Origin of the sequence: Burkholderia sp. Ac-20345 (assembly GCF_017104825.1) — a bacterium.
Taxonomy (GTDB): Bacteria; Pseudomonadota; Gammaproteobacteria; order Burkholderiales; family Burkholderiaceae; genus Burkholderia; species Burkholderia lata_B.
In genome coordinates, this window is the sequence record NZ_JAAGPO010000264.1 from 1 (window position 1) to 11,268 (window position 11,268).

Below are 11,268 nucleotides of genomic sequence, written 5' to 3' on the forward strand. Positions count from 1 at the left end.
TCAGCCCGCAGACGAACAGCAGCGGCACCGATGCGACACCGGCCAGTGCCGGCACGAGCATCGCCGCGAGCAGCCCGAGCTGGGCGCCGCCCGTCACGCCGAGCAGGTCGGGCGACGCGAGCGGATTGCGCGTGAGCGACTGGAACAGCGCGCCCGCGATGCCGAGGCAGCCGCCCGCGACGAGCGCCGCTGCGACGCGCGGCAGGTTGAGGTCGAACAGGAACACGTGCGCGAATGCGGCGGCATCGCTGCCGGGCACGGCATCCCACCACACGCGCAGATCGGGGGCAACGCGCAACACTGCAAGTGCCGCGATCAGCGCGACGAGGCCGAACGCGATCGCGCCGGCCCGGCCCGACGCCGTACCCTTCCCCGCCGCCGCGAGGCGCTTGCGCATCGCGAACGTGGTCATACGGCGAGATCCCGGTCGAAGACGCCGGCCGCTTGCGGCACGCCGTCGGTCGTCGGCCCGTAGGCCGGCACGCACATCGGGGCGCCCGTCTGCGGATGCGCGAGCTTCAGCATCTCGACGCCGAACGCCGCGCGCAGCCGCGCCGGATCGAGCATCGCGTCGGGCGTGCCCTGCGCGACGAGGCGGCCCGCACGCATCAGCACGATCTCGTCGCTGTACGCGGCCGCCTGGTTCAGGTCGTGCAGCACCCACACGATCGTCAGCCCGCGCGTGCGGTTCAGCGTGCGCAGCGCATCGAGGATGTCGAGTTGGTGATGGATGTCGAGATAGGTCGTCGGTTCGTCGAGCAGCACGATCGGCGCCTGCTGCGCGAGCGCCATTGCGATCCACGCGCGCTGGCGTTCGCCGCCCGACAGCGCACCGACGTCGCGGTTCGCGTCGCCGGCGAGGCCGCTCGTTTCGAGCGCCTCGTCGATCGCCGCATGGTCGGCCCGCGACAGGCCGCGCAGGAAGCCGCCGTACGCATAGCGCCCGTACGCGACGAGCTCGCGCACCGTGAGCCCCGACGGAATCTGGTTGAACTGCGCGAGCATCGTCAGCTCGCGCGCGAGCGCGCGACGGCGAAACGACGCGAGCGGCTGGCCGTTCACTTCCACATGGCCGGCACGCGCGGGCTGCAGGCCCGCGAGCGTGCGCAGCAGCGTGCTCTTGCCGCAGCCGTTCGGTCCGCACAGCGCGGTTACGCGGCCGGCCGCGATCGACAGGTCCAGCCCGTCGATCACGACATGGTCGCGATACCCTACCGACAGCCCGCGCGCGGCAAGCGCGGCGGTACTACGCGTCATCAATCCTCCGTTCGGTCGCGCGGGACCGTATAACTCTGCGCCATCGCGACGACGACCTTGCGCGGCCCCTCGAACGGGTCGCGCGCATGCGCGGTCAGCATGTTGTCGAGCATCAGCACGTCGCCCGTGCGCCACGGGAACACGATGCGCTGCTGGTCGAGCACGCCGCGGATCTCCGCGAGCGCGTCGGCTTCGAGCGGTTCGCCGTCGCCGTAATACACGTTGCGCGGCACGTTCTCGAGCCCGACCGCGTCGACGAGCGCTTCCTGCATGTCGTCGTCGAGCGCCGACAGGTGGAACAGGTTCGCCTGGTTGAACCACACGCGGTCGCCCGTGCGCGGATGGCGCGCAACGGCCTGGCAGCGTTCGCGGGTGCGCAGCAGCAGTTCGCCATCATCGTCGGTGCGCCATGTGCATTCGATGCCGCGCGCCGCGCACATCCGTTCGACCTCGGCCGGCTCGTCGGTGCCGAACGACTGCTGCCACGGCAGGTCGAGCCCCTGCCCGAAATTGCGCACGTACAGCAGCTCGCGCTTCTCGAAACGCGCGACCAGCGCCGGATCGAGCGCGCGGTACACAGCGCGGCTGTCCGCGATCGGCGTCGCACCGCCCTTCGGCGCCGCGAGCGCGCAGTGGAACCAGATCCGCAGCGGCCATTCGCGTGTGTACGACTGCTCGTTGTGCAGCGGAATCGCACGGTGCGGCGGGTATTCGGTCGACGTGTAGACCGCGCCTTCGACCTGGCTGCGCGGCGTCGATGCGTATTCATAGCCGATCAGCGGATCGCCGAACGACGCCGCGAACTGCTGGAACGTGTCGATCGACGGCACGTGAAAACCCGTGAACAGCACGCCGCCCGCCCGTTCGAGCGTGTCGGCCGCGATTTCGCGCGCGAGCGGCGCGACGTCGTCGATCGACATCCCGTCGCTGCCGCGCGGCGACACGACGGTGGGCAGCCCCGGCTCGATACGCAGGTCGTCGAGCGTCGGCAACGAAAGCAGGGTCATGCAACGTCCTCTTCAGGTGGTGCGCCGGATCACGGCGCAGCGGGTCACGACGCGCGCGATGCGCGCTCGCCGTCCATCGCGCGGCGCAGGCTCGCGGGGCGCATGTCGGTCCAGACGGTCTCGATGTGCGCGAGACAGTCGGCTTTCGGGCCGCTCACGCCGATCTCGCGCCAGCCGGCCGGCACGGGCCGGAACGTCGGCCAGATCGAATACTGTTCTTCGTCGTTGATGACGACCGTATAGACGAGGTCGTCGGTGTCGGCGGAAGGCGTCGTGGCTTGCGTCATGATCGGAAATCGCTGAGGCGGTTGAAGGTGGCGAAGCGGCGGTTGCGGCCGCTCCTGACTGATAGACGTTTGGCCGGCGCGGATTTTTACCGGCGCCGTGCGCGGCCGCCCAGGAACACCGGGCACGCGACGCCGCGATGGCACGCGTCGAGGCATTCCGCGCAGTGGCGCTCCGCGTCGCGCACCATGAAATGCACGAGCGTCTGCGACACGTTCAGCGCGCGCGCCGCGGTCTGCAGCGTCTCCTCGCGCAGCCGGACCATCTCGAAGGCCGCACGGCTACGCGCCGGCAGGTCGTCGAGCGCTGCCCACACGCGCCGCAGCGTATCGCGCGTCAGCAGCGCGGCTTCCGGCGTCGGCTCGGGCGACGGCACGTCGAAGCCGTCGTCCTCTTCCGTGTGATAGACGTTCTCGAGGCTTTGCCGGCGGCACGCGTCGATCGACGCATTGCGCACCATCCGCGTCACGTACGCGACCGGCTGGCGCACCGCGTCCTGGTTCGGGAATTCGACGAGCTTCACGAATACGTCGTGCACGACGTCCTCGGCGCGGCTCGCGCAGCCGACGAAACCGCGCGCGACATTGACGAGCATCGCGCGATGCGAGATCAGCACGTCGAGCAACGCGCCCTGCACACGAGGCTCCGCGGCACGGCGCGCACGCGGCGGCCGGTCGGGATAACTGCCGAGGAACGGGTTCACCGCTGCCGCCGCCGGTCGGTCGAGCACTTCCGCCATCGCCATCGATCTGCTCCGTCAAATTCCGAGATAGCGCAATTTAACGTAAACGCAAATCATTCTCAATCCGATTACGAGATGACCCTTTCGGTTGTCAGGATTTGTCTGAATAATCGGCGGAATCGTTGTTCGGGCAGATAAGACATGTGCCATGGGGCTCGGCACGCGGTCACGGACACGTCCGTCCGGCGCGCAACGCCGACACGGCCTTTCACGCGCCTGACGAAACGCCTGCACCTGTCATGCGCGGTAGCAACTTATTACTACGTGAAATTTTGAGGGCTCGTACGATCGACGTGCCGTTTCCAAGGGAGAACAACATGAAATCCATCGTGTTATCCGCTGTCATGGTGGGTGCGCTGTCGAGCGTGATGCTCACCGGATGCGTCGCCTATCCTGCCCAGGCTGAAGTCACGATCGGCTGGCATGGCGATCGTTACTGGGACGGACATCGATACTGGGAGCGCCACGACTGGGAGGCTCAGCATCCCCGCGGGCGTGACGACCGCCGCGACGATCGCCGGGATGACCGTCGAGACGATCAGCGGCCGCAGTGGTAATGCGCCGCCGCTCCCGTAGCCCGCTATTCAACGACAGGACCTCAACATGAAGACGCTACTCAAAACCCTGACCGTCGCGGCGCTCGCCGCCGCCGTGCTCGTGCCGGCGATCGCCGAAGCGCATCCGCACCGCGTGTGTCACTTCGACCATCACCATCACAAGATGTGCCGCTGGGTGCGGTAAACGAAACAAGGCGCCGGTTCATGAAAAAACACCCCAAAGGCCGGATCAAGTCCAGCTTTTGGGGTGCAGTTCACATGTCGGCGCTTTTTTGATGACGGGATGGCGGAGCTTGCGGTCGTGCCCGCGCACATCCACATCAGTAGATAAACAATCGAATCGTTGCCGTCGCGTCGAACCGCCCGATCTTCGGGGGGCCGAACGACTTCAGCACCGCGTCCATCAGTACGCTTTGATTCATCACGTTCGACGGGAATTGCGCCAGCGTGAACTGCTGGTTGAACGGAACCGCCTTGCCCTGGCTGTCTTCGATGCCGATCCCGAAATTGCTGTCCTTCGCGGGAACCAGCAAACCGTTCTGAACCGGATAGCTCGTTTCGAAGTACCCGTCGACGCGCACCGCGACGTTGCATTTCTTGGTCAGCGACAACGAGAACCGTTTGCGCGGCACCGCCGGCAGGAAGCCGTTGCCGACCGCCTGGACCTGCCCGAAATTGATGATGCCCGGTTCGGGCGTCACCAGCACGTCGACGAAACACGGCGTCGGCTTGAGGTTGCGCAGGCCGCTCAGCCGGTACTGGAAGCTCGGGTTGTATGCGTTCAGCCCGAACTCGCCGTCGAACTGGAACACCGTGTAGATATCGCTCGGCGGCTGGACCCAGCTACCCCGCTTGCGCACGACGACCTGATAGTCGATGCTGATGCGCGTTTGCTGGCAACGCCCGCGGTCGAAATCGTACTTGCTGCACGGCGGCACGGAATACCCGGTGAACACCCCGCCGCCGCGGTTGCTGGTCTTGTCGAAATAATCGACGCCCTTGTAGCGGATGCCGATCTCGAGCCCCCACGCGGCAGGACTCGTTCGATTCGGATTCGCGTAGAAATAGATGTTGTCGACGACTTTCAGGCTGCTGTCGTCGCCCAGGTCCTTGTAGCAATACCCCGTCGTCGTGCGCACCGGCGACACCCAGATCACGTAGCCGTCGGGCGCGTCGGTCGGATACGAGGCCACCCCGCCGATCGGCTCGGTCAACGAAGTCGCGCCGCTGTTGGTGAGGCAGCGCAGTGCCCATGCGGGCTGCATGGCCGCGACCAGCAACACGAGCACGACCCAGCGCAACCATGCCGCCGGCGATTCCTGATGGCGCATTGCCCCGCTCATTTCTTCACGCTCTTGCAAGCACCGCCCTCGCACGCATACTCGACCGCCACCTGGCCGCCGTAGTCATCGATATGCGTGACGAACAGCGTCGCCGGCGTCGCGGCCTTGAACGGCACGTCGGCCGTGCTCATCGGGCTCACCATCACCGGGTCCAGCGGCACATGCGTCTTCTGCGCACCCGAAGCCACGTCGACGATCGTGATGTGATACGGCGTCGGATTGTCGAACACGAGCGTGTGCGCGGCCGAATCGACCCGCAGCGTCATCGGCAGCGTCCAGTCCTCGTCGCGCGCCGGCTGCACGGCCTTCGGCCGGTAGAACAGCTTCATCTGCGTATGCAGCGCGATCTGCAGCGTGTTCGGCGTATCCGTCTTCGGCGGCACTTCGCGGATGTTCAGGTAGAACACCGATTCGCGATCGGCCGGCAACTCGGTGCCCGGCAGCTTCGCGATCCGCAGCACGTTGCGCTCGTTCGCCTCGACGCGCTGCAGCGGCGGCACGACCATCAGCGGCGTCGTGATCTTGTTGCCCTTCGCGTCCTCGAGCCACGACTGCACGAGATACGGGTACGTCGTGCTCTTGTTGGTGATCGTGACGATCGCGGCCTGTTCGCCTTCGTTGAAGATCACGCGCGTGCGATCGGGCACGATCGCCGCCTGCGCGGCGCTTGCGAACAGCGCGCCGGCGGTCGCGAGCACGCACCATGCGCGCCGCGAAAAGGAAAGGGAGAAGGAATTTTTCATCGCTTGATCCGTGAATTCATCGTTCGACCCGTGCGGCCGCTGCATGCGACTCGACGGGTGTCTGGCACGTCACCGGAATCGGCGTGCCTTCGAGTTGGAGCTGGTTCGGCAGCGTATCGATCGTGCAGAGCGTGCGTTCGCCCGCGCGCACCGCCAGCGTGGATTTCGGCTGAACCTGGGTCAGGAACGCCGCACCGCCCTCGCCGACGATGCCGAGCTCCTTGCCGTTCGCCGCGTCCTGCACCGACGCACCGAACGGCAGCGGCTTGCCGGCCGGGTCGGTCATCGTCAGGTACAGGTTGCTGCCGCGCGCGGCGGAAAATTTCACGAAGCCGATCGCGCCATCGGTCAGCACCATGCGCTGGATCGGGTTCGACACCTGCACTTCGAGCGGCAGCTTCTCGACGTTGACGGTCGCGTCGTACACGTTGTACGGCGAGATGCCGTCGAGCACCGCATAGCCGCGCGAATCGGTATGCGAGAGCGTGCCGGACAGCGGCACATCGGGCACGCCGTCGGTCGACACCAGCAGGCGCGTGTCGCCCGCATTGCCGTTCGCATGCGCCGACACGCCGTATTGCGTCGCGACGAACGAACCGTCGACTTCGAGCGACGCGGCCGCGTACGCATTGGCCAGGGTCGACGCCTGCGCGGTCAGCTGATATGCCGACGAGCGCTGGCGGTAGCTCGCGTTCGCCGACGCACGCCCGTCGGTCGCGCCCGCGTTGATCTGGTAAGTGCGGCCGGCCGGATCGTCGTAGATGTAGCCCGCGTTCACGCTCGTGCTGCCGCTGCCCGTCGTCAGGTTCGACGTGACCGTGTGGCGGCCGCCGATCGGCAACGTCGCGGTGACCGATACCTGGTTGCCGCTTGCACCGGCGCTCTGCGTGCGGAAGGCCGACACGCTCACGTTCAGGTTGCGCAGCGTGCCGATCGAGAACGCCCGCGTCAGCGTGAGGCCGACGCGCTGTTCGTTCGCACGTTCCCAGTAGGTCGTCTGGTCGTACGAAAAATAGGTCGACGTGTCGCCGAAGCGCTTCGACAGCGTCGCCGAGTAGCGCTGCTTGCTGTTGGCGAGGCCGTACGCGGTCGGGTCGCCCGAAAACTGCGCGAAGTTCGTGTATTCGCGCTCGGAGAAGCGATAGCCGAAGAAACGCACGTCGGCATCGAGCCCGTCGAAGTGCTTCGAATAGTTGATGCGGTACGAGTTGCCGTTGCGGGTCGCGCCGTTCCACCACAGCTTCGCCCGCGCATGCGTGACGTCGGCCGACAGCGCACCGAACGCGCCGAAATCGCGGCCCACGCCGAGCGCGATCGACGTGTAGCCCGACGCGGCGATGAAACCGCCATACGCGGTGACGTCGAACGGCAGGCCGTACGCGATTTCACCGAAGCCGAAGAACGGCGTGATGCCGGCGCCGCCGAACAGCCGCGGCTTGCCGACGGCGGCCTTGTAGCGCAATTGCCCGGCGCGCGCGAGGAACGGCACGGCGGCCGTCGTCACCTGGAAGCGCTGCACGCTGCCGTCTTCTTCCTCGACCGCGACGTCGAGCGTGCCCTGCACGCTCGTATTGATGTTCTGCAACGCGAAGGCGCCCGGTGACACGCGCGTCACGTACAACACGCGGCCTGCCTGCGACACGGTCACGGTCGCGTTGGTGCGTGCGACGCCCGCGATCAGCGGCGCATAGCCGCGCAACGATGGCGGCAGCATGCGGTCGTCGCTGCGGATCGACGCGCCCGTCAGCGCGAACGTGTCGAAAATGTCCGAAGTCAGGTAGTCGTCGCCGAACGTCACCGTCGACTGGATCGACGGCAGCGCGCGAAATGCATAAAGCCGGCTGAAGCGGAACGTGCGGTCCGCGTAGGCCGTATTGCCCACGTTCGATTGCGCCTGGTAGTCGCCGCGAAAGCGCCATGCATCCCAGTTCGCGCCAACCGTCCCGTAGGCCTGGATCGAATTCGTCTGGCTGCCGCCCGTGCCGAAGTTGCGGTTCGTGTTCGCGATCACGCGATAGTCGAGCATCGCACCCGGAATCCCTTCGGACCAGCGCGACGGCGGCAGGTAGGTCGAATCGGTGAACTCGAGCGCGGCCTGCGGAATCGTGATCTTGAGCCGCCCGTCGCTTTTCAGGTAGCGCACGGTTGCCCCCTCGATCGCGCCGAGGTCGACGCAACGTCCGCCCTGGAAGCGCGGCAGGTCCTTCGCGAGCGAAGGCTTCAACCCGAACTGCGCGACGAGCTCCGGCGGCAGGCACGGTTTGCCCGCCCCCGACGTGTCGACGGCGATGAACTCGATTGCCTGCAGCCCGTAGAACAGGTCGTTGACCTGTACGTCGAGCATGTACTCGCCGGGCAGCGTGAAGTCCGCCTGCGAGAACTGCGACAGGTCGACGTTGTTCGAACCGTCGATGTTCAGGAACGACGAATTGAATTCCGTCGCATGGCTCTGGCTGCCGACAACCAGCACGGAGACGCAAAGGAAGGAATGTCTGATTCGCACGCGGCGCTACCGGAAGTCCAGGAAGGGGAAAAAGAAGGAAAAACGAACGAGGAAGGGTGCACGCACCCTTCCCCGGTACGGCGGCTTACTGGTAGCGGACCGTGAAGTTCGCCACGCCGTCGGCGGTACCCGGCGTTACGCCGGCTGCGGTCGCTTCGTACATGGCCGCGAAGCGCGCAGTGTTCGTGCCGTTCTGCAGCACGGTCGGCGCCTTCTGCTCGGCGCCGTTGTCGAGGTATTCGCCCGACGCTGCCTGCAGGCGGATGCCGACGTTGGTTGCCGAACCGATCGTCGCAAGCAGCTTCGGCTGGCCCGCGCTCGACGTGCCCGTGAACGTGAAGTACGCGTTCTGCGCGATGCTCGTGTCGCAGTCGGTCAGCTTGATGTCGAAGTTGGTCGGCGTGGACTTGTCGCCAGCCTGCTTGAACACGTTGGTCGGCACCTTGCCGAGGTTCACGGTCTGGTTGACCGAACCCGAATCGATGCCGCATGCGCCCGCGACGATCTCGCCCGTGAAGTTGATCGTGCCGGTGCCCGCTGCGAAGGCCGAGGTCGACAGGGCCGCGAGTGCGACAGCGGTCAGGAGGGATTTTTTCATGACGTTACCCGTAAGGAGTGCAAATGGAGTAGATGACGTGGCGGACACAAACGGCAGCGTGTGGTGGCTCCCGTCCGTCACGAGGCCGCATTATCGAGATAATCGTGAAAGTTTTCTGTAAATCATTGTCAAATGCTTCTGACAATGTCCGATTTACCTCTCTAAACCCTCACTATTTCCCGTCTATTTTCAATCTCGCCATTTTTATCCGCAGTCCTTTTTTATTTAACGGAAGTAATTGAAGATTAAAGATATTTTCGCCGGATAACCGACACCACCCCGCTCCTCCTTGCTGGCATTGACTCCCGCAAGACCCTCCCGAAAAAGGACAAAACATTGTCCAGTGCCGCCATCGTTGCGAACCGGCAACGCCAATATCGAATCATTTTCAACAAACAGGAAATTAACGATCGATTCAATCAATACAATTTTTTCGCGCAAACGATTGCGCAATGAATACAAACGTTTTACTGCGACACTTTGCCGCCCTCATTATTTCCAATTCATTGATTAATTAGACCGTCAATTCCGGATCGTAAATCGCATGCATAAGCGGCCGCCGGAACCCGACATCCGGGCTGCATCGCATGGGAGAAAGAAGGGAAAATGACCCGCACACGTTTGCGCGGGATTGCGACACGAGCGGTCGCAGAACGAGCACCGTTCCGGAACGCGCGCGTGCGCGTTGATGCAGGATGAAAGGCGTCCTGACCGGGCGGTCAGCGGGGAGAGATTTCGCTGGAGCAGCGATATCGGTCGAATGAAGCGGCGGCGGCACGTCGAAGCGTACCGCCGCCGCCGTGCCGCCCGGCGCGTTGTCGCGTCAGGCGACGGGCATTACGCGGCAGCCTCGGCCTGCGCCGACGCCGGCGACCAGCCGCCGCCGAGCGCGCGGTACAACGTGATCGCATTCGCGAGCCTGAGCTGCTTGAGCCGGATCAGTTCCTGCCCCGACTCGTACGTGCTGCGCTGCGCGTCGAGCAGTTCGAGATACGTCGCGACACCGCCCGCGTAGCGACGCTCCGCGAGCTTCAGCCGCGCGCCGTCGGCCGCATAGACGTCCTGCTGCGCGGCAAGCTGGCGATCGATCCAGTCGCGTGCGGCGAATGCATCGGCCACTTCGCGAAACGCGGTCTGCACCGTCTTCTCATAGTCGGCAACCGCGATGTGCTTGCGTGCGTTCGCGACGTCGAGGTTCGCGCGATTGCGGCCGCCCGCGAAGATCGGCAGCGTGATGCGCGGCGCGAAGGTCCACACGCTCGTGCCGCCGGCGAACAGGCTCGATAACGCGTCGCTGACCGAGCCGTAGTCGCTCGTCAACGTGATGCGCGGGAAGAATGCCGCGCGCGCGGCGCCGATCTGCGCGTTGGAGGCCTTGAGCCGCGCTTCCGCCTGCCGGATGTCCGGGCGTCGTTCGAGCAGCGCGCTCGGTGCGCCAGGCGCCACGGGCGCGATCGACAGCGTGTCGAGCGCAGTCGTGTCACCCGGCACGTTGCGCGCGAAGTCGCCCGCGAGCAACTGCAGCGCGCGCACGGACTGCGCATGCTCGCGTTCCAGCGCGGCCTGCGACGCACGCGCGGATGCCACCAGCATCTCGGCCGAGCGCAGCTCGATCGCGTCGCTCGTGCCGGCCGCATAGCGGCGCTGCGTGAGCGCGGCCATGTGTTCGCGCGCGTCCAGCGTCCGCCGCGCCAGCGCGAGCTGCTCGTGCAGCGAACGCTCCGATACATACGCGCCTGCCACGTCGGCGATCACGCCGATGCGAACCGTGCGCTGTGCATTGGCCGTCGCGAAATAGTCGGCGAGCGCCGCATCGGACAGGCTGCGCACGCGGCCGAACAGGTCGAGCTCGTACGCGCTGATGCCGACGCCCGCGCGATACAGCCCGCTGATCGCGCTTTCGCGCACGACCGGATCGTACTGGCGCGCACGGTCATAGCCCAGATTCGCATCGACCGACGGCATCAGGTCCGCGCGCTGCACGCCGTACAGCGCGCGCGCTTCCTCGAGCCGGCCGGCCGCGACCCGCAGGTCGCGGTTGTTCGCGAGCGCCGCGTCGATCCACGCCTGCAGTGAGGCATCGGTAAAGTAGGTGCGCCAGTCGTCGAGCAGCGCGGCATCGGCGGGCGACACCTCGGCCGCCGGTGCGGCACTGCCATCGACCGGCGCATAGGTCGCCGGCACCGGCGCCGCCGGCCGCTCGTAACGCGGCGCGAGCGTGCAGCCGGCCAGC

General features: G+C 65.9%; 13 protein-coding genes. 2 read left to right on the plus strand and 11 right to left on the minus strand.

The window, feature by feature from the left end:
* From G3O06_RS43390 to G3O06_RS43410, 5 genes are all read right to left on the minus strand, one after another.
* Positions 1 to 412: iron chelate uptake ABC transporter family permease subunit (locus tag G3O06_RS43390; protein ID WP_205819767.1), on the minus strand; the 412-nt coding region annotated here is incomplete at its 3' end.
* On the minus strand, positions 409 to 1,257 hold the full coding sequence (locus G3O06_RS43395) for an ABC transporter ATP-binding protein (RefSeq protein WP_174912290.1): 849 nt from the start codon (positions 1,255 to 1,257) through the stop codon (positions 409 to 411). The genes G3O06_RS43395 and G3O06_RS43390, both read right to left, overlap by 4 nt.
* The gene (locus G3O06_RS43400) at positions 1,257 to 2,264 is read right to left on the minus strand and encodes a TauD/TfdA family dioxygenase (RefSeq protein ID WP_174912293.1); all 1,008 of its coding nucleotides are present in this window, start codon (positions 2,262 to 2,264) and stop codon (positions 1,257 to 1,259) included. Before G3O06_RS43400 ends, G3O06_RS43395 begins: the two co-directional genes overlap by 1 nt.
* A gap of 44 nt (positions 2,265 to 2,308) precedes the next feature.
* Positions 2,309 to 2,551: an MbtH family NRPS accessory protein gene (locus tag G3O06_RS43405; RefSeq protein ID WP_011351933.1), complete on the minus strand. Its 243-nt coding sequence runs from the start codon at positions 2,549 to 2,551 to the stop codon at positions 2,309 to 2,311.
* Between the two features lie 86 nt (positions 2,552 to 2,637).
* The gene (locus tag G3O06_RS43410; protein WP_174912297.1) at positions 2,638 to 3,294 is read right to left on the minus strand and encodes an RNA polymerase factor sigma-70; all 657 of its coding nucleotides are present in this window, start codon (positions 3,292 to 3,294) and stop codon (positions 2,638 to 2,640) included.
* A gap of 314 nt (positions 3,295 to 3,608) precedes the next feature.
* Here G3O06_RS43410 and G3O06_RS43415 point away from each other — a divergent pair, with 314 nt between their 5' ends.
* Positions 3,609 to 3,848, plus strand: a complete 240-nt coding sequence (locus G3O06_RS43415) for a hypothetical protein (RefSeq protein WP_174997012.1) — start codon at positions 3,609 to 3,611, stop codon at positions 3,846 to 3,848.
* A gap of 46 nt (positions 3,849 to 3,894) precedes the next feature.
* A complete protein-coding gene (locus G3O06_RS43420) occupies positions 3,895 to 4,032 on the plus strand; it encodes an HHHH-motif protein (protein ID WP_011351930.1) in 138 nt (45 codons plus the stop codon).
* 136 nt (positions 4,033 to 4,168) lie between these two features.
* On the opposite strand, the gene G3O06_RS43425 is transcribed toward G3O06_RS43420, so the two are convergent.
* From G3O06_RS43425 to G3O06_RS43450, 6 genes are all read right to left on the minus strand, one after another.
* Complete coding sequence (locus G3O06_RS43425) at positions 4,169 to 5,179, minus strand: fimbrial protein (protein WP_241020539.1); 1,011 nt, start codon at positions 5,177 to 5,179, stop codon at positions 4,169 to 4,171.
* An 8-nt stretch (positions 5,180 to 5,187) separates the two neighbouring features.
* A complete protein-coding gene (locus G3O06_RS43430) occupies positions 5,188 to 5,934 on the minus strand; it encodes a molecular chaperone (protein WP_205819768.1) in 747 nt (248 codons plus the stop codon).
* A gap of 16 nt (positions 5,935 to 5,950) precedes the next feature.
* Entirely contained in the window at positions 5,951 to 8,404 is a 2,454-nt protein-coding gene (locus G3O06_RS43435; RefSeq protein ID WP_205819769.1) for a fimbria/pilus outer membrane usher protein, read from the minus strand.
* Between the two features lie 118 nt (positions 8,405 to 8,522).
* Positions 8,523 to 9,035: a fimbrial protein gene (locus G3O06_RS43440; RefSeq protein ID WP_174969142.1), complete on the minus strand. Its 513-nt coding sequence runs from the start codon at positions 9,033 to 9,035 to the stop codon at positions 8,523 to 8,525.
* 225 nt (positions 9,036 to 9,260) lie between these two features.
* Positions 9,261 to 9,458, minus strand: a complete 198-nt coding sequence (locus G3O06_RS43445; RefSeq protein WP_205819770.1) for a hypothetical protein — start codon at positions 9,456 to 9,458, stop codon at positions 9,261 to 9,263.
* 414 nt (positions 9,459 to 9,872) lie between these two features.
* On the minus strand, positions 9,873 to 11,268 hold a 1,396-nt coding region (locus G3O06_RS43450), incomplete at its 5' end, for an efflux transporter outer membrane subunit (RefSeq protein WP_205819771.1).